The sequence below is a fragment of the Amycolatopsis minnesotensis genome (assembly GCF_039529815.1).
Classification (GTDB): Bacteria; Actinomycetota; Actinomycetes; order Mycobacteriales; family Pseudonocardiaceae; genus Amycolatopsis; species Amycolatopsis minnesotensis.
In genome coordinates this window covers 1-17,887 of record NZ_BAAANN010000056.1, presented here as the reverse complement: position 1 = coordinate 17,887, position 17,887 = coordinate 1, and the positions used below count along the sequence as shown (strand labels likewise).

The 17,887-nt window shown below is 71.1% G+C and carries 15 protein-coding genes; 6 read left to right on the top strand and 9 right to left on the bottom strand.

Translation table 11 applies throughout. The features are described from left to right. Window positions 1-2 precede the first annotated feature (2 nt). From ABD256_RS40505 to ABD256_RS40485, 5 genes are all read left to right on the top strand, one after another. Entirely contained in the window at window positions 3-890 is an 888-nt protein-coding gene (locus ABD256_RS40505; protein ID WP_425546605.1) for a Cgl0159 family (beta/alpha)8-fold protein, read from the top strand. Next, a complete protein-coding gene (iolB, locus tag ABD256_RS40500; RefSeq protein WP_344431081.1) occupies window positions 887-1,783 on the top strand; it encodes a 5-deoxy-glucuronate isomerase in 897 nt (298 codons plus the stop codon). The genes ABD256_RS40505 and iolB overlap by 4 nt, the downstream gene beginning before the upstream one ends. Further along, on the top strand, window positions 1,780-3,633 hold the full coding sequence (gene iolD, locus ABD256_RS40495) for a 3D-(3,5/4)-trihydroxycyclohexane-1,2-dione acylhydrolase (decyclizing) (RefSeq protein ID WP_344431079.1): 1,854 nt from the start codon (window positions 1,780-1,782) through the stop codon (window positions 3,631-3,633). Before iolB ends, iolD begins: the two co-directional genes overlap by 4 nt. Continuing rightward, entirely contained in the window at window positions 3,630-5,048 is a 1,419-nt protein-coding gene (locus ABD256_RS40490) for a DUF6461 domain-containing protein (RefSeq protein WP_344431077.1), read from the top strand. The genes iolD and ABD256_RS40490 overlap by 4 nt, the downstream gene beginning before the upstream one ends. 98 nt (window positions 5,049-5,146) lie before the next feature. Then, a complete protein-coding gene (locus ABD256_RS40485) occupies window positions 5,147-6,583 on the top strand; it encodes an MFS transporter (RefSeq protein WP_344431075.1) in 1,437 nt (478 codons plus the stop codon). Window positions 6,584-6,878: 295 nt separating this feature from the next. Here ABD256_RS40485 and ABD256_RS40480 read toward each other — a convergent pair whose 3' ends face one another. The 9 genes from ABD256_RS40480 to ABD256_RS40440 all read right to left on the bottom strand — a co-directional run bounded on the left by ABD256_RS40480 (window position 6,879) and on the right by ABD256_RS40440 (window position 16,968). Next, entirely contained in the window at window positions 6,879-7,961 is a 1,083-nt protein-coding gene (locus ABD256_RS40480; RefSeq protein ID WP_344431073.1) for an FAD-dependent oxidoreductase, read from the bottom strand. A 75-nt stretch (window positions 7,962-8,036) separates the two neighbouring features. Beyond that, window positions 8,037-8,687, bottom strand: coding sequence for an SRPBCC family protein (locus ABD256_RS40475; RefSeq protein WP_344431071.1), 651 nt, complete (start codon window positions 8,685-8,687; stop codon window positions 8,037-8,039). 18 nt (window positions 8,688-8,705) lie between these two features. Continuing rightward, window positions 8,706-9,557, bottom strand: coding sequence for an FAD binding domain-containing protein (locus tag ABD256_RS40470; RefSeq protein ID WP_344431069.1), 852 nt, complete (start codon window positions 9,555-9,557; stop codon window positions 8,706-8,708). Further along, complete coding sequence (locus tag ABD256_RS40465) at window positions 9,554-11,992, bottom strand: xanthine dehydrogenase family protein molybdopterin-binding subunit (protein ID WP_344431067.1); 2,439 nt, start codon at window positions 11,990-11,992, stop codon at window positions 9,554-9,556. The genes ABD256_RS40470 and ABD256_RS40465 overlap by 4 nt, the downstream gene beginning before the upstream one ends. Further along, a complete protein-coding gene (locus ABD256_RS40460; protein ID WP_344431066.1) occupies window positions 11,992-12,531 on the bottom strand; it encodes a (2Fe-2S)-binding protein in 540 nt (179 codons plus the stop codon). The genes ABD256_RS40465 and ABD256_RS40460 overlap by 1 nt, the downstream gene beginning before the upstream one ends. Before the next feature lie 216 nt (window positions 12,532-12,747). Continuing rightward, entirely contained in the window at window positions 12,748-13,098 is a 351-nt protein-coding gene (locus tag ABD256_RS40455) for a hypothetical protein (RefSeq protein WP_344431064.1), read from the bottom strand. A 78-nt stretch (window positions 13,099-13,176) separates the two neighbouring features. Next, window positions 13,177-14,289 (bottom strand): XdhC family protein, encoded by a 1,113-nt coding sequence (locus tag ABD256_RS40450; protein ID WP_344431062.1) that lies wholly within the window; start codon window positions 14,287-14,289, stop codon window positions 13,177-13,179. Further along, window positions 14,282-15,388 carry a vWA domain-containing protein gene (locus tag ABD256_RS40445; RefSeq protein ID WP_344431060.1) on the bottom strand — a complete coding sequence of 369 codons (1,107 nt, stop codon included), beginning with the start codon at window positions 15,386-15,388 and terminating at the stop codon, window positions 14,282-14,284. Before ABD256_RS40445 ends, ABD256_RS40450 begins: the two co-directional genes overlap by 8 nt. Window positions 15,389-15,408: 20 nt before the next feature. After that, window positions 15,409-16,968: an FAD-dependent monooxygenase gene (locus ABD256_RS40440; protein WP_344431059.1), complete on the bottom strand. Its 1,560-nt coding sequence runs from the start codon at window positions 16,966-16,968 to the stop codon at window positions 15,409-15,411. 61 nt (window positions 16,969-17,029) lie between these two features. Between ABD256_RS40440 and ABD256_RS40435 the strand changes: the two genes are divergently transcribed. Further along, on the top strand, window positions 17,030-17,641 hold the full coding sequence (locus ABD256_RS40435) for a TetR/AcrR family transcriptional regulator (RefSeq protein ID WP_344431057.1): 612 nt from the start codon (window positions 17,030-17,032) through the stop codon (window positions 17,639-17,641). The last annotated feature ends 246 nt before the right edge of the window (window positions 17,642-17,887 follow it).

Genomic DNA, 17,887 nt, shown 5'->3' with positions numbered 1-17,887 from the left:
CCCTGTTGACCGACGAGCGCTGGCACGAACTGCTGGAGCGGCGCGTCGCCGATCCCGGTGCGGTCGAGCGCGCCTACCGCGATCGCAGGCGGCGGGCGGCGCTGCTGTCACCGGGCGGCACGCTGTTCCTGGTCGCGGCCGACCACCCGGCGCGGGGCTCGCTCGGGGTCGGCGGCGATCCGCTGGCCATGGTTGACCGGCGCGATCTGCTGGAACGGCTGCTCGTGGCGCTGGAGAACCCCGCCGTCGACGGGCTGCTCGGCACGCCGGACGTGATCGAGGAACTGCTCCTGCTCGGCGCGCTGCACGACAAGGTGGTCATCGGGTCGATGAACCGCGGCGGGCTCGCCGGCGCCGACTGGGAGATCGACGACCGGTTCACCGCCTACACCGCGCGTGCCCTCGCCGAGTCCCGGTTGGACGGCGGGAAGATGCTGCTGCGGCTGGTGAACAGCGATCCCGGCACCGTGCCGACGCTGGAAGCCTGCGCGAACGCGGTGTCCGAGCTGGCCGCGAACGGGCTGATGGCGATGGTCGAACCACTCCCCTACGACCGCGAAGGCGGGAAACTGGTGCTGCGCAAGGACACCGCTTCGCTGGCGCGTGCCGCGACGGTGGCGTCGGGACTGGGTGTGACCTCGGCGCACACGTGGCTCAAGCTGCCCGCGCCGGAGGACGCGGCGGTGCTCGACTCGACCACCTTGCCCGTGGTGGTGCTGGGCGGGGTGCCCTCGGCCGATCCCGCGGCCGATCTCGCGTCGTGGGGCCGCACCCTTCGCCACGACGCGGTGCGGGGGCTCGTGGTGGGCAGGGCGCTGCTCTACCCGCCGGACGGTGACGTCGGTGCCGCCGTCGCGGCGGCGGCGAAGGTGCTGGAGGCCGCGAAATGAGCCACCTGCACCGTCCACACCGGACCCTTTCGGACGGCATCGACCCGGTGCGCCTCTCCCCCGACTCGGCTGGCTGGACCCACACCGGGCTGCGCGTGCTGGCACTGGCACCGGGGACGACCCGGATCGTGCGCACCGGTGAGTTCGAGGCGTTCGTGCTGCCACTGCGCGGCGGCTGCGTCGTCGAGGCCGGTGGGCACCGGTTCGACCTCATCGGCCGCGACTCGGTGTTCACCAGGGTCACCGATTTCGCCTACGTGCCGAGGGACGCCGAAATGACACTGTCCACAACGGACGGTGCGGAGCTGGCGCTGCCGATGGCGCGCTGCGAGCGCAGGCTCGAACCGAAGTACGGGCCTGCCGAACAGGTGCCGGTGGAGGTGCGCGGCGCCGGCCAGGCGACCCGCCAGGTCACCAACTTCGGCGTGCCCGGCGTATGGGACCACGCCGACAAGCTCAACGCGTGCGAGCTGATCACCCCGGACGGGAACTGGTCGTCGTACCCGCCGCACAAGCACGACGAAGCGAGCGAGTGCGAGGTCGTGAACGAGGAGGTCTACTACTTCCGCATCGCGGGCCGCGACGGCGTCACCCCGTCGCGCGAGGGTTTCGGGCTGCACCGCACCTACACCGCGGACGGCCTGCTCGACGAGGACGTCGCCGTCCGCGACGGAGATGTGTTCGTCATCCCGCGCGGTTACCACGGTCCCTGCGTGGCCGCCCCCGGCTACCCGATGTACTACCTGAACGTGCTGGCCGGGCCGGCGCCGGAACGGTCGATGGCCTTCTGCGACGACCCCGCGCACTCCTGGGTCCGCGGCACCTGGGACGCGCTGGCCGCCGACGAGCGCTGCCCGGTCACCACCGCGGCGGGCAGGACGGAGGACGCGTGAAGCTCACCACGGCACAGGCGCTGGTGCGCTGGCTGATCGCCCAGCGCTCGGAAACCCTCGAAGGCGCCGAAGTTCCGTTGTTCCCGGCGGTGTTCGCGATCTTCGGGCACGGCAACGTGCTCGGGCTCGGCACCGCGCTCGCCGAGCACCGCGACGCGCTGCCGGTGTGGCGCGGGCACACCGAACAGGGCATGGCGCTCGCGGCGACGGGGTACGCGAAGGCGGCGCAGCGGCGTCAGGTCGGCGTCGTGACCTCGTCGATCGGGCCCGGCGCGCTCAACATGGTGACCGCGGCGGGGGTGGCGCACGCGAACCGGCTGCCGGTGCTGCTGCTGCCCGGTGACACCTTCACCGGCCGGGCACCGGACCCGGTGCTGCAGCAGGTGGAGCACTTCGGCGACGCGACCGCGACGGTCAACGACGCGTTCCGCCCGGTGAGCCGCTACTTCGACCGGATCACCAGGCCGGAGCAGCTCGTCGCCACGCTGCCCCAGGTCGCGCGGGTGCTCACCGACCCGGCGGACACTGGCCCGGTCACGCTCGCGCTGCCGCAGGACGTGCAGGCCGAAACCTTCGACTTCCCGGACGAGTTGTTCGTGCCGGTGGTGCACCGCGTGCCGCGGCCACGGGCGGACCTGCGCGCGCTCGCCGAAGCGGCGGCCGTGCTCCGCGCCGCGAAGCGCCCGCTGCTCGTGCTCGGCGGCGGGGTCCGCTACTCGGGCGCCGCGGGCAGGGCGCTGCGGTTCGCCGAGCAGCACGGGATCCCGGTCGTGGAAACCACCGCGGGGCGCACGCTCGTGCCGCACGGGCACCCGCTGTACGGCGGGCCGCTCGGCATCACCGGCTCGTCGTCGGCGAACGCACTCGCGGCCGAGGCGGACGTGGTGCTGGCCGTCGGGACGCGGCTGCAGGACTTCACCACCGCGTCCTGGACCGCGTTCTCCCCCGCCGCGAAACTGGTCACCCTCAACACGGCCAGGTTCGACGCGGTGAAGCACGGCGCGTTCGCCGTCGTCGCCGACGCGGACGCCGGGCTGGCCGATCTCGGCGATCTGCTCGGCGGGTACGGCACCGGCGACTGGGCCGAGCGAGCCGCGCGGGAACGCGCGAAATGGGACGCCCGCATCGACGGCCTGCGCGCGGTTTCCCCCGGACTACCGACCTACGCACAGGTGGTCGGCACGGTCAATGAACTGTCCACTTCGGACGACTACGTGCTCACCTCCTCCGGCGGGATGCCTGGCGAACTGGTGGGCGGATGGCGCGCCGCCGGAACGTCCACGATGGACGTCGAGTACGGTTTTTCCTGCATGGGCTACGAGATCGCGGGCGCGTGGGGCGCGGCGATGGCGCGCCAGACGGGGATCGTCACGACGCTGCTCGGCGACGGTTCGTACCTCATGCTCAACTCGGAGCTGTTCTCCGCCGCGTTCGCCGGGCACCCGTTCGTCGCCGTGGTGTGCGACAACGACGGGTACGCGGTGATCGCGCGCCTGCAGCAGGGCCAGGGCGGCGAGCCGTTCAACAACTTCTACGCCGATTGCCGCAGCGGGCACCCCGAACCGCCGAGGGTCGACTTCGCCGCGCACGCGGCCGCGCTCGGCTGCGCCGTGTTCTCCGCCGACGGTCCCGACAGCCTGCGCGCCGCGTACGCGAACGCACGTGACGCCGCCGTCGCGGAACGCAGGTCCGCGGTGGTCGTGGTGCGCACGAAACCGGACGCCTGGACCGAAGCGGGCGCGTGGTGGGAGGTCGGTGTGCCCGAGCACGCGGCGGGGCACGCCGATTACGCGGAACACAAGGAAAAACAGGTCCGCTACCTCCGTCCCGCTGCTACAAAGGAACAATGACCGGGGACGATTTCGGCTGGCTGTCCACGAGCGCGCTGGGCGACGCGGCCTGCGTGACCATGGTGAGGACGACCGACACCGGCGGCGTTCTGCGCGGGTTCGGCGGCCTCGCGGACGAGGCGCGAACGCTTTCACTCGACCAGCTCTGGGACGAGTTCGAGGACGCGGGCACGGTCGCGGTGTGCCGCCGGGGCGAGCACGTCGTCGCGATCGAAGTCAACGGGTTCCAGGGCTCGCGCCCCGAAGTGCTGCGCGAGGTTTCCGCGCTCGGGGAGACGGTGAGCGCGTTCTGGAACGTCGACGCGATGACCTTGTTCAGCTACGCCGTCGGCGGCCGGGTGAAGACCTCGTTCGAAGCGGGCATCGACTCGTGGCGGGACGGTGACGATCCCGGCTGCCTCGCCGACTCGATCGACGCGATCGACTGGGCGCCCGGCGACTGGAAGACCGGAATGCTCCGGCTCGCCGCCGAGGTGACCGGGCGGCCGTTCGCGGAAGACTGGCTGGACGGCGAGTTCCTGGTCGTCCCGATCGCGCCGCGCCCCGAGGACGTGCATCCGGTCACGCCTGGCTTCGAACGGCTGGAGTACGACCACCCCGTGCTCGGTAGCGCCCTGCACCGCGCCGAGGACGAGGCGCTGCTGGCGGTGGCAGGTGCCGCCGTCGACGAGATGGACGGGTACCTGTCCGGCGCCACCCGCGCCCAGCCCGTCGCGCTGGAGGCCGTGCGCGCGCTGCGCGCCGCGCCGAACCCGCTCACCGCCGCGTTCAAGACGATCGAAGCCGCCGAACTCGCCAAGCAGATCGAAGGTGCCGACCCGGCACCGATGCTCGCGAGTTTCCTCGATGTGCTGGGTAATCCACCGGCACCGTCCGGTTCGGACGGTGCCCGTGTTTCCGGCACGAGCCCGCTGGAACGGCACGCGTGGATCACCGGGCACTGGCTCGGGCTCGGCGCGTCGGTCACCTATGCGCGCGGCATGCCGTTCGACACCGTGGCGGCGGCCTTCGGCGGTGTGCCCCTCGGGCGCGGGCCGGTGTCGCTCACGGACACCGAGCAGGTCGCGCTGCGGGAGAACGGCGGCTGGGTGCTCGCGATCGGGTTCAACCGGTCCCCGTTCGCACACGAGGTCGTGGACGCGCTCCGTCCACACGGGGCGGTGCTCAACGTCGGCTGGGAAACCCGCGGCAACAAGCTGGTGCACTACGCCGAGCCCGGCCACGAGGTCGCCATGATCCGGCCGGGGCAGACCTCGGAGCCACTGCGCTCGTTCACCGACGCGCTCCCCGAGCCGTCGCCGGGAGGGGTCGCCGCGTGGCTGCTCGCACTCGGCGAAGTCGTCACCGGAATCGCGATGACCCCGGAAAGCCTCGACGCAGAGCACACCCTGCTTTCGACGGGCAGGAAAAAGTGAGCTAGGTCATAGGCCGCATTTTCGTCCCCCGGCCTCTAGCGTCGGATCGTCACTCGATCCGAAGAGTCCGAAATGGACTGAGGGGATGGTTTCTTCCGTTGACTGCCGTCGATAGTGTGCGCGCGCGCCGCCGCTGGTACGCGCTCGTGTTGTTGTGCTCCGCGCAGTTCGTCGTGGTGCTGGACGCCTCGGTGATCAACGTGGCGCTGCCCGCGATCGGGCAGGACCTCGACGCCGGGCAGCGGGCGCTGACCTGGGTGGTCAGCGCCTACGTGCTGGCCTTCGGCGGTTTCCTGCTACTGGGCGGCAGGCTGGCGGATCTGCTCGGCCGCCGGCGCATGTTCGTCGCCGGGCTGCTGCTGTTCGGGATCGCCTCACTGGCGGGCGGGTTCGCCGATTCGGTCGGTTTGCTGGTCACCGCCCGCGTGGTGCAAGGTGTCGGCGCGGCCGTGCTTTCGCCGTCCGCGATGTCGATCATCGCGGTGACCTTCTCCGACGGCGCGGAGCGGAACAAGGCGTTCGCCGCGTGGGGAGCGGTCGGGGGCGCCGGGGGCGCGGCGGGCGTCATCCTCAGCGGGGTGCTGACGCAGTACGCGGGCTGGGAATGGGTGCTGTGGATCAACGTCCCGGTCGTCCTCGCGTGCGTGCTGCTCGTGCGCCCGCTGCTCGCCGGAACTGGTGCGCCCTCGGGTGATCGGGTGTTCGACCTCGCCGGGGCGGCCACCGTCACCGCCGCGCTCACCCTGCTCGTCTACACACTGGTGGAGGCGCCGCGGGCCGGTGCGGCGCAGCTTTTCGGCTCGCTGCTCGGCGTCCTCGTGCTGCTGGCCGCGTTCGTCGCGATCGAACGGCGATCGCGCGCGCCACTGGTCGACCTGAGGATCTTCCGGCTGCGCACGCTCACCGGCGCCAACGTCGCCGGGATCCTCACCGGCGGCGTGGTGGTACCGATGTTCTTCTTCCTCTCGCTGCTCCTGCAGAACGTGCTGCGCTACGACGCGATCACCACCGGCCTGTCACTGGTGCCGATGTGCCTGGTGAGCTTCGGCATCGCGCTCGGGATCGCTTCGACGCTCGTGACGAAGCTCGGCTACAAACCGGTGCTGACCGGCGGCCTCGTCCTGTTCGCCGCGGGCCTCGCCTGGCTGTCGCTGGCGTCCCCCGACGGCGGGTTCGCCTTTTCGGTACTGGCGCCGGAACTGGTCGCGGGCGCCGGTCTCGGCCTGGTGTTCGCCCCGCTGTTCGTCGCCGCGTCGACCGGCGTCGGCTGGCAGCAGGCCGGGCTCGCCAGCGGGCTGATCAACACCAGCCAGCAACTCGGCGGCGCACTCGGGTTGGCAGTGCTGTCCGCCGTCGCCTCCGCGCGCATCGGCGACGACACCGGGCCGGACGCGCTCACCCGCGGCTACGGCGCCGCTTTCCTCGGCTGCGCTGTGATCGCCGCACTCGGCGTGCTGGCGACCTTGCTGCTGATCAGCTCGCGCGCCAGCAGGAACCACGCCGAACTGAGCCGCCCAGCGGAACCCGTCGCCTGACTGGCACGGGTGGGATGCCCCGAAGGCGACCTTCGGGGCATCCAGGTCCCCCGGTGGCACCTTCAGGGCATCGGCGTCGCCATGCCGGACGCCGCGAGGGGCGAGATTGGGGCGTCAGATTCCCCGAAGGCGCCCTTCAGGGAGTCTGCGGCTAGCCTCCGGCGGGCCCGTCCCGGCGACTCAGCACCAGAATCGACGCGCACACACATTCACGGTGACCATCAGGGACTCCGACGCCACTTTCTCCGCCTTCACGCCATGCGGCGTGGTGCTGCGCATGCCGTGCAGGGCACCTTCAGGGCATGCGGGCGGCGGTGCGAGAACGGGCGGGGGCTAGGAGTCGGCGGATTTCCTGGACGGCGGAGCGGCCCGCTCGGTTCGCGCCGATGGTGCTCGCCGACGGGCCGTAGCCGAGCAGGTGCAGGCGGGGTTCGGCGACTACCCGGGTGCCGTCCATGCGGATTCCGCCGCCGGGTTCGCGGAGGTGCAGCGGCGCCAGGTGATCGAGGGCAGCGCGGAAACCGGTCGCCCACAGGATCACGTCGGCGGGGCGTTCGGTGCCGTCGGGCCAGTGGACGCCGGTGCGCGTGATGCGGTCGAACATGGGCAGGCGGTCGAGGATTCCGGCCCGCTCAGCTTCGACGACCTCCGGGGTGCGCGCGAGGTCGGTCACGCTCACCACGCTCGCGGGCGGTTGCCCGGCTCGCACGGCCGCGTCGACCTTCGCCACGGCGGCGCGGCCCCAGTCCTCGGTGAACGGCTCCTCGCGGAACACTGGCGGGCGGCGGGTGACCCACGTCGTGTCGCGCGCGACCGCCGCGATTTCGATGAGCTGCTGGATCGCCGAGGTCCCGCCGCCGACGACCACCACGCGCTTGTCGCGGAAATCAGCGGCACCGGTGTAGTCCGCGGTGTGCAGTTGGCGCCCTTCGAAGCTCTCCTGTCCGGGATAGCGCGGCCAGAACGGGCGGTCCCAGGTCCCGGTCGCGTTCAGCACCGCCCGCACGGACCAGGTCTCCGCGGCGCTTTCCACCAGCAGGCGGTCACCCGAGGCAGGGCGCACCGCCAGCACGTCGACGGGCCGCCGCACGGGCAGGTCGTAAGCGCGTTCGAAGCGGCCGAAGTACTCGGAGACCACCTCCGAGGCCGGTCGCGTCGTGTCCGGGGTGCCCAGCGCCATCCCCGGCAGGTCGTGCAGCCCGTGCACCTTGCCCAGCACCAGCGACGGCCAGCGGTACTGCCACGCCCCGCCCGCGCGCTTCCCGTGGTCGAGCACGGCGAAATCCAGCCCCGCCCGGCGCAGGAAGTAGGCCGCGGACAGCCCGGCCTGCCCGGCACCGATCACCGCCACGTCGGTTTCGTGGTCCGCTCCAGTCACATCGGGGGGAACGCCGGGCCGCACCGGGAACTTCCCCGATGCGCCCAGCGCCACACCTCTACCGGCGCGGTACCGCTAACGACGCAGCGCGCGAACGATCGCGACGAGCCCGAGCACCGCGGCGATCACGGCGAACACCGGCGCGAGCCGTTTCGCCACCGAGATCCCCGCGTAGTCGACGAGGTCGATCGGCTCGGCCTCGGGAAGCGACGCCTGCTTCACGCTCTCCAGCTTCGGCCGCGCGCCGTCCCGCTCCGGGTCCGGCTCTGGAGGAGACGAAGACGAAGAACCGAGCTTCGTCGACAGGCAGGTCGCGAACTGGTCCAGGATCTTGCCGCCGACCTCCGAGATGAGCCCGCGCCCGAACTGCGCCGGCTTCCCGGTGATGTTCAGGTCCGTGGCGACGGTGCCCTTCGTCCCCGCACCCTCCGCGGTGAGCTGGACGGTGACCGTGGCGGCCGCGGTACCGGCGCCGCGGGAGTCCTTCCCCGACGCCTTGATCACGACCTTGCGCGCCTGCTCGTCCTTCTCCAGGAACTCACCGGATCCCTTGTACAGCAAGGAGATGGGACCGAGCTTGACCTTCACCGTGCCGCGGAAGACGTCTCCGTCGACCTCGGTGAGGGTGGCGCCTGGCATGCAGGGCGCCACCCGTTCCGGTTCGACGACGGCACGCCATACCTCCTCGACGGTCGCCGGGACGGTGAATTCGTGGTCCAGTCGCACGGACTTTCCTTCCTCCGGTCAGCCGACGGCCGCGGAAACCGCGCGCCCGGTGAGCACGCGGGCCAGCTCCTGGCGGTATTCGACGTCCGCGTTGCCGTCCGCGGGCGGATTCGTGCCCTCGGCGGCGTGCTGCGCGGCGGCGCGAACCGCTTCCGCGGAGGCATCGCCACCGACGAGCGCCTGCTCGACCGCCGTCGCCCGGACCGGGGTCGAGCCCATGTTCGTGAGCGCGACACGGGCTTCGGCGATCGAGCTGCCGTCGGTGCGGACGGCCACCGCGACCGCCACCGTCGACCACGCCTGCGCGACCCGGTTGAACTTCTCGTAGTGCGCGTGCCAGCCGGTGTACTTCGGCACCCGCACCGCCACCAGTATCTCGTCCGGCGCGAGCGCGGTGGTGAAGAGGTCCTGGAAGAACTCCGCCGCCGGAACCGTCCTGCGCCCGCCCGGCGAGGCGATGACCATTTCGGCGTCCAGCGCGAGCGCCGGGGCCGGCAGGTCACCGGCCGGATCGGCGTGCGCGATCGAGCCGCCGAACGTGCCGCGATGGCGCACCTGCGGGTCGGCCACCGTATCGGTGGCCTTGGCCAGCAGTTCGGCGTGCTCGCGGACGAGCGCGTCGCGCTGCACCTCGTAGTGCGTGGTCATCGCGCCGATGACGAGCGCGTCGCCGTCCTCGGTCACACCGCGTAGCTCGGCGATCTTGCCGAGGTCCACCAGCGTGGTCGGCGCGGCGAGGCGCATCCGCAGCACCGGCAGCAGGCTCTGCCCACCTGCCAGTACTTTGGCGTCCTCACCGGCATCGACGAGTGCGCGCACCGCTTCGTCCACTGTGGACGGCGCGGTGTAGTCGAAGGCAGAGGGGATCACTGGGCACCTCCGGAAGCGTCGATCGAACCGAGCCCGCCGCCGGACTCCGAGCCGACGCCGCCCGCGCCGGTCTTGCCGCGGTGGATCGCCGACCACACCCGCATCGGCGAGAGCGGCATTTCGATCTCGTTCACCCCGCGGTGGCGCACCGCGTCGATCACCGCGTTGACCACGGCCGGGGTGGACGCGATCGTGCCCGCCTCGCCGACGCCCTTGACGCCCAACGGGTTCGTGGTCGATCGCGTCTCGGTGCGGTCGGTGACGAACGAAGGCAGATCGGCCGCGGACGGCAGCAGGTAGTCCGCGAACGTGCCGGTGGTGAGCGTGCCGCTCTCGTCGTGCACGGCCTCTTCGAACAGCGCCTGCGCGATGCCCTGCGCGAGCCCGCCGTGCACCTGGCCCTCCACGATCAACGGGTTGACCACCGCGCCGACATCGTCGACGCAGACGTACTTCCGGATCGACACGCGGCCCGTTTCGGTGTCCACCTCCATCGCGCACAGGTGCGTGCCGTGCGGGAACGAGAAGTTCTCCGGGTCGAAGGTGGCATCGGAGTCCAGCGACGGTTCCATGCCGTCGGGAAGGTCGTGCGCCGCGAAGACCGCGAACGCGATGTCGCCGAGCGCGGTCGAGGACTCGGTGCCCTTGACGGTGAACTTGCCGCTCGCGAACTCCAGGTCGTCCTCGGCGCATTCCATCATGTGCGCGGCGACCTTGCGCGCCTTCGCGACGACCTTCTCGGCGGCCTTGACGACCGCGATCCCGCCGACCGCGAGGGATCGCGAGCCGTAGGTGTCCATGCCCTTGTGCGAGGACTGGGTGTCCCCGTGCAGGACTTCGACGTCCTCGAACGGGACACCGAGCTGATCGGCGACGATCTGGCTCCACGCCGTCTCGTGGCCCTGGCCGTGCGCCGAAGCGCCGGTGATGACCTCTACCTTGCCGGTGGGCAGCACCCGGATCGCCGCGTGCTCCCAGCCGCCCGCGGCGTAGTCGAGCGAGCCGAGCACGCGCGACGGCGCGAGCCCGCACATTTCGGTGAACGTGGAGATCCCGATGCCGAGCTGCACCGGGTCACCCGAGTCCCGGCGCTGCTTCTGCTCGCGACGCAGGCCGTCATAGTCGAACAGCTCCTTCGCCTTCTCGGTCGCCGCCTCGTAGTTGCCGGAGTCGTAGGTCAGCGTCGACACCGTGGTGTACGGGAACTCCTCGTGCTTGATCCAGTTCTTTTCGCGCAGCTCCAACGGGTCCAGGCCCAGTTCGGCGGCGAGCTCGTCCATGATCCGTTCGATCGCGAACGTCGCCTCCGGCCTGCCCGCGCCGCGGTAGGCGTCGGTGAGGGTGGTGTTGGTGAACACGTTCGTGCAGGCGAACCGGTAGGCCGGGATCTTGTAGATGGCGTTGAACATGAACGCGCCGAGGATCGGCACGCCTGGCCCGACGAGCCCGAGGTAGGCGCCCATGTCGGCGAGCAGGTCGACCTTCAGCCCGGTGACCGTGCCGTCGCGGTTCGCGGAGATCGTGATGTCCTGGATCTGGTCGCGGCCGTGGTGCGCGGTGAGCATGCACTCGGAACGGGATTCCGTCCACTTCACCGGCTTTCCGAGCTTCTGCGCGACGATCAGGCACATCGTCTCCTCCGGCAGCACGGCGATCTTGCCGCCGAACCCGCCGCCGACGTCCGGCGCGATCACGCGGAGCTTGTGCTCGGGGATGCCGAGCGTCAGCGCCGACATCGTCTTGAGGATGTGCGGCACCTGCGTCGCCGACCACATGGTGAGCTGCGCGCTCGTCGGGTCGACCACGCAGGACCGTGGCTCCATGAACGCGGGCACCAGCCGCTGCTGCCGGAACCGGCGCGTCAGCGTGATCTCCGACTTCGCGATGGCTTCGCCGACATCGCCACCCGATCCCGCTTCCCCGGAGTCGAAGATCCACACGGCGTTCTGGTTGGTGCCGAGCTCTTCGTGCACGAGCGGCGCGCCCTCGGCGAGCGCGTTCTCCATGCCCAGCACCACGGGGAGGTCCTCGTAGTCGACGTCGATCGCTTCGAGCGCGTCGTGCGCTTCCGCGGCGCTGCGCGCGGCGACGACGGCCACGCCTTCACCCGCGAAGTTCACCTGGTCCGCGGCGAGCACCGGGCGGCGCGGGCTGTTCATGTCCGGCGTGATCGGCCACGCGCACGGCATCGCGATCGTGCTGTCCGGATCGAGGTCCTTCGCGGTGTAGACGGCCACGACGCCGGGCGCCTTCTTCGCCTCGCTCACGTCGATCGAGACGATCTTGGCGTGCGCGAAGGGACTGCGCAGCACGGCGAGGTGCAGCATGCCGGGCAGCGCCAGGTTGTCCGTCCAGCGGGTGCGCCCGGTGATCAGGCGCGCGTCCTCCTTGCGCAGCCGCGCCTTTCCTACCTCGGGTTCAACGGTCGAGGTCATCACTCACCACCCCCGCCGACCTGCCGCGCCACTGTCGCGGTGTCTTCGGTGAGCCGTTCGGCTTCGGGGCCGGCGCCCGGTCGCATCTGGTGCGCCGCGTCGCGGACCGCGCGGACGATGTTCTGGTAGCCCGTGCACCGGCACAGGTTTCCTTCCAGCCCTTCGCGGACCGCTTGCTCGTCCGGGTCGGGGTTGTCGGCGAGCAGGTCGATCGACTGCATGATCATGCCGGGCGTGCAGAACCCGCACTGCAGCGCGTGGTTGTCGTGGAAGGCCCGCTGGACGGGGTGCAGCTCGCTTTCGCGCGCGAGCCCTTCGATCGTGGTGACCTCGCAGCCGTCGGCCTGCACGGCCAGCACGGAGCAGGACTTCACGCTGTGCCCGTCGAGGTGGACGGTACAGGCACCGCAGTTGCTGGTGTCGCACCCGATCACGGTGCCGACCTTGCCCAGCTTTTCGCGGAGGTGGTGGACGAGCAGCGTGCGGGGCTCGACATCGTCGGTGTAGGCGGTTCCGTCCACGGTGACGGAGATGCGCATCAGGCCTCCAAGTGGATGCCCGCGTGGCGGGGCGGTTCGGGGCGAACGGAATCCGAACCCGGATCGACCGTGATCGGACTCACACGCGAGCCTGCCCCTTCGGTCCGGTGCCGACAAGTCCTGGCACGGGCCCCGCGCGCGGTGATCCGCGGATGCGCGGCGAATGCGGTGCTGCCGCCGAATCTGCGGCAGGCCGGTCTCGAATGGACTAGCCGCTCACCCGAAGCGCTGATTCAGCAGCTCGGTCTCCTTGGCCCGCGCCTCGGCGTCACGGGAGAAGTGCCGGACCACCTTGTAGATCTCCATGGCCCGGTCAAGGCCGATCCCGTTCTCGTCCATCGCCGTGAGCGTCGCCGACATCGAGGTGGTCACCGCGATGGCCAGGTCGAAGGTGTCGCGGGCCCGCTGGCGCTCCATCCGGGCCTTGTCCATCAGCATGGCCACGACCTCGTCGCGGGTGCGCAGCTCGGCCATTTCCGCGATGTCGCGGAGCAGCCCGGCCTCGGCCTGGCACTGGATCCGGTGGTGTGTCCGCATCCGCTGTTTCAGGTCCTCGAATTCACCCATGCGGAACACCCCTTCGACGCGGTCACCCTCGCCGGATGATCACCGGGAGTGTCGATCCGGTCATCCTATGCGGCCGGCTCAGCCGTGGATGCGGCCGCTCAGCTCGGCGAGCCGCTGCCCCCGGCCACCCCAGCGCAGCGCGATGATCTCGGCCGCGATGGACACCGCGGTCTCCTCCGGCGTCCTCGCCCCGAGGTCGAGCCCGATCGGGGACGACAGCCGTTCCAGGTCCGCTTCGGACAGTCCCGCGTCCCGCAGCCGCGAGAACCGGTCGTCGTGGGTCTTGCGCGAGCCCATCGCGCCGACGTAGCCGACGTCGAGCCGCAGCGCCACCTCGAGCAGCGGCACGTCGAACTTCGGGTCGTGGGTGAGCACGGCGATCGCGGTGCGCCGGTTGACGCGGCCAGCCTCCGCCTCCGCCGTCAGGTACCGGTGCGGCCAGTCGACGACGACCTCGTGCGCGTCGGGAAAACGGCTGCTGGTGGCGAAAACCGGCCGCGCGTCGCACACGGTGACCTGGTAGCCGAGGTAGGCGCCCATCCTCGCCATCGCGGCCGCGAAGTCGATGGCCCCGAACACGAGCAGCCGCGGCGGCGGCTCGAACGAGTTCACGAACACCGTCATGCCCTCGCCGCGGCGCTGACCGTCCGGGCCGTAGTGCAGCACCCCGGTCCGGCCGGTGGCGAGGAGCCCGCGCGCGTCGTCGGCGACCGCGTCGTTCATCCGCGACGAGCCGAGCGTGCCGTCGACGTGTTCGGGGCGCACGATCAGATGCCGTCCCACGGTGCCCGCGCCGGGGTGTTCGATCACCGTCACCACGGCCACCGGCTCTCCGGCGCGCACGTACCCGACGACGTCGCCGAGCTCCGGCATGGTCTCGCGGTTCACCCGCTCGACGTAGATGTCGATGATGCCGCCGCAGGTCAGGCCCACCGCGAAGGCGTCGTCGTCGCTGACGCCGTAGCGCTGCAGGACCGGCGTCCCGTCCGCGACCACCTGCTGGGCCAGTTCGTACACCGCGCCTTCGACGCAGCCGCCCGAAACACTGCCGACGACCTCGCCGCCGGCACCGACCAGCATCGCCGCGCCGGGATCCCTCGGCGCGGAGGAAAAGGTCGCGACCACGGTGCCGAGCCCGACGGTCTCGCCGTCTTGCCAGCGCCGGTGCAGTTCGTCCAGTACGTCACGCATCGCGGATCTCCACCAGCAGTCGTTCCAGTGCGGCGAGGCTGTGCCCGGCCAGCAGGCGGTCAAGGTGCGGCATCGCGGCGGCGATACCGGATTGCACAGGAGCGTAACCCGCGCGACCGGCGTGCGGGTTCACCCAGAGCACCGCGTACGCCAGTCGACGTAACCTCGCGAGCTGGTCCCCCAGCAGCGCGGGATCGCCGCGTTCCCAGCCGTCTGAGCACACCACGACCACCGCGCGACGCGCGACACCGCGCTGGCCCCAGCGGTCGAGGAACGCGCGCAGGGTCTCGCCGAGCCTGGTCCCGCCCGCGAAATCCGGCACCGCGCCACCCGCGGCGAGCATCGCGCGCTCGGGGTCGCGCTGGCGCAGCTGCCGCGACACCCTCGTCAGCCGGGTACCGAGCGTGAACACCTCGACGGCGGACGGCGCCCGCCGCACGACGACGTGCGCGAACCTCAGCAACGCGTCCGCGTACGGGCTCATCGAACCCGAAACATCGAGCAGCAGCACCACTTTCCGGGGCCGCCTGGTGCGGGCGCGGTAGGCCAGCCGCACCGGTTCACCACCGACGGCGAGCATGCCGCGCAGGGTCCGGCCGGGGTCGAGCGCGCCACGGCGTGCGGGACGGCGTCGTGCCGACGACCGCTCGGGCAGGACCGGTTTGAGCACCGACAGGAGTTCACGCAGGTGTGCCCGCTCCGCCGCCGACAGCTCGGCGAGGTCGCGGCGGCGCAGGACCTCGGTGTCGGTCGCGGCCACGCTCAGCTCGGGACCCGCCTCGGATTCCGCGCCGCCGGGCCGTTCCCCCGACATCGACGCGATCCGCGCCTGCTTCGGCTTCGGCACCGGCCGCGCGGCGCGCACGTCGGGCGGCGCGGCCGCGAACCACTGCGCGAACGCGTCGTCGTAGCGCGGCAGGTCGTCGGGATCGGCGCACAGGGTCAGCCGTCCCGCCCAGTAGAGCTGGACGGTCTCGCCGACGTCGACCTGCTCGACGGCGGAGAGGTAGGCCTGGACGCGCTGCGGGCCGCACGGAACGCCGGCTTCGCGCAGCGCCGCCGCGAATCCGGCGAACCCCGGTAGTACCTCGGCGTCCATGCCCCCATTGTGCTCGCTCTTCAGCCGGGCGCGCCCGCCCAGCGGTGCAGCGCTTCGGCTAGCCCGTCGAGCGAGCCGCCGTCGCGCGCCCACGCCACGTGCCCGTCCGGCCGCATCAGCAGGCCGGACGGTTCGGCGTCGCTCGCGGCTTTCGCGGTCACCAGCTCGATCCGCGCTCCCCACGGCGCGACCAGTTCCCGCAGCTCCGCGGAATCGGCGAGGTCGAGCAGCACGAACGCCCCCTTCGCGCAGTGCTCGCCGAGGCGCGTGCCGTCCGCGAAGGCGAGATCCGGGGTGCCGAGCCCGATCCAGTCGTGCCCCCGATCGCCCATGTCGTAGCGGTGCAGCACGCCGGAAAGCTTCTTCGCCAAGTACGTCGAACCGTCCGGTGTGGACAGCAGGTCGCCGACGACACCGCGCAGCAGCCCGGTTCTGACGTCCGTGCGCATCAGCGCGACCTGCGCCCGCGTCCACTCCAGCACCCATTCGCCGATCGGGTGCCGCTCGGCGGTGTAGGTGTCGAGCAGCCCGTCCGGAGCCCCGCCGAGCACGGTCGCGGCGAGCTTCCAGCCGAGGTTCATCGCGTCGCCGACGCCGAGGTTGAGCCCCTGCCCGCCGAACGGCGAATGCACGTGCGCCGCGTCGCCTGCCAAGAGGACGCGTCCGCGGCGGTATTCGGGCACCTGCCGCGCATTGTCGGTGTAGCGCGTCGCCGAGTGCACGGCGGTGATCGTGACGTCCACCCCGGAAACGCGGCGAAGGCTCGCCTGCAGCTCCGCCGCGGTGATCGGGGCGTCGCGGTCGGCGGGCGGCCCGTCCAGCTCGACGGTCAGGATCCGGCCCGGCAGCGGCCCGTTCACGTAGAGGCCGCGCTCCGTGCGGTTCCAGCCGGGCCCCAGTGCCTCGCCGCCGGTCAGGTCGACCAGCGCCTGCCGCCCGGTGATGAGCGGATCGGTGCCGGGGAAGTCGAAGCCGGCGGTCTTGCGCACCAGGCTCCGTCCCCCGTCGCAGCCCACGAGCCAGCCCGCGCGGACCGACCCGTCGCCGAAGCGCACGGTCACGCCGTCCCCGTCCCCGTCTTCGTCTTCGCCGAAACCGGTCAGCTCGACCCCGCGCCGGATCTCGACGCCCAGCTCCCTCGCCCGTGCGTCGAGTATCGACTCGACGGCCTGCTGCGGCACCAGCATCACCTCGCCTGCCGGCCCCACGTCGCGGAACGCGGGATCGTCGAACCGGACGTGCTCGCCACCGACCATGATCCCGGCGAAGTGCCCGGCCAGCTTGGGCATCTTCGGCGGAAGGCCCGAGGCGCTTTCGGGCACCTTCGAGCGGATGAACTCCTTCATCCGCTCGTAGCCCCGCCGCTGCTCCTCGTGCATCGCGGGCAGCAGCCCCCGCCGGTAGAAGGCTTCGGCGGTGGGCACGTTGATCGAACCCGCCTTGAGCGTCGGATCCAGCTCGGTCAGCCGTTCGAGCACGAGCACCCGCACCCCGGCCAGCCGCAGTTCGCACGCGAGCGTCAGGCCGGTCGGACCGGCGCCCGCGATCACCACGTCGTATTCGGTTCCCCTGGAGGTCATGCGCCCAGCGTACGGAGAACTTGTACTTTGTCAATGTTTACGATGATGGTAAGATTCGCATGTGGACGAAGGACGGCGCGAGCGCAAGAAACGGGAATCCCGGCGGCACATCGCCGATGTCGCAACCGGGCTGTTCGTCCGGCACGGGTTCGAACAGGTGACCATCGCGGAGGTCGCCGAGGCGGCCGAGGTGTCGAAGAAGACGGTGTCGAACTACTTCGCCCGCAAGGAAGATCTCTTCTTCGACCGGCAGGAGGACATCCTGCGCGCCATCTCCGACGCACTGCGGGCCCGCCCGGACGGCGAGCCGGTGAGCGCGGCACTGCGGCGCTACCAGCACCGGCTGCTGGCGGAGCGGCACCCGACCTCCGGCGTGTTCGCCGGGATCGACGGCTTCCTGTGGGTCATCCGGCAGAGCCCGGCACTGACCGCGCGGGCACTCGAACTCGACCACGAGATCGAAGACCTGATCAGGGAGGTACTACTCGAAGAAGGCGCGGACCGGGCACACGCCAGGATCGTCGCCGGACTGCTCAGCTCGGCACTGACGTCGATCAGCAAGCACTCGCAGCAGCGCATTCTCGACGGCGACGATCTCCAGGACGTCCAGCGCGCGCACCCCGCCGTCATCGATGCCGCGTTCGATCTCGTCGAAGGCGGTATCGCGCGCTGACCGTTGTTTCTTGTCTCGCAGCGATTTCTCCGTGGTCCACTTTGGACTTTCGCTGAAGATTCGCCCGGATGGTAACTCGCAAACGAGGTCAGCAGCCGGGAGCGCCGGGTGCGAGCCTGTCGCTGGTGGACGATCCGGACCAGGTCGTCGATCATGTTCCGTCGTCGTGTGGCGAGTGCGGTACCGGACTGCGTCGATGTGACGAGGTTGGTGTGACACGTCGGCAGGTGGTGGATCTGCCCGAGG

Excerpts from the sequence above, each read along its gene's own strand:
- iolB (WP_344431081.1), top strand. The coding sequence starts at position 887 with ATGAGCCACCTGCACCGTCCACACCGGACCCTTTCGGACGGCATCGAC.
- ABD256_RS40490 (WP_344431077.1), top strand. The coding sequence starts at position 3,630 with ATGACCGGGGACGATTTCGGCTGGCTGTCCACGAGCGCGCTGGGCGAC.
- ABD256_RS40465 (WP_344431067.1), bottom strand. The coding sequence starts at position 11,992 with ATGACCTCGACCGTTGAACCCGAGGTAGGAAAGGCGCGGCTGCGCAAG.
- ABD256_RS40460 (WP_344431066.1), bottom strand. The coding sequence starts at position 12,531 with ATGCGCATCTCCGTCACCGTGGACGGAACCGCCTACACCGACGATGTC.
- ABD256_RS40455 (WP_344431064.1), bottom strand. The coding sequence starts at position 13,098 with ATGGGTGAATTCGAGGACCTGAAACAGCGGATGCGGACACACCACCGG.
- ABD256_RS40450 (WP_344431062.1), bottom strand. The coding sequence starts at position 14,289 with ATGCGTGACGTACTGGACGAACTGCACCGGCGCTGGCAAGACGGCGAG.
- ABD256_RS40445 (WP_344431060.1), bottom strand. The coding sequence starts at position 15,388 with ATGGACGCCGAGGTACTACCGGGGTTCGCCGGATTCGCGGCGGCGCTG.
- ABD256_RS40440 (WP_344431059.1), bottom strand. The coding sequence starts at position 16,968 with ATGACCTCCAGGGGAACCGAATACGACGTGGTGATCGCGGGCGCCGGT.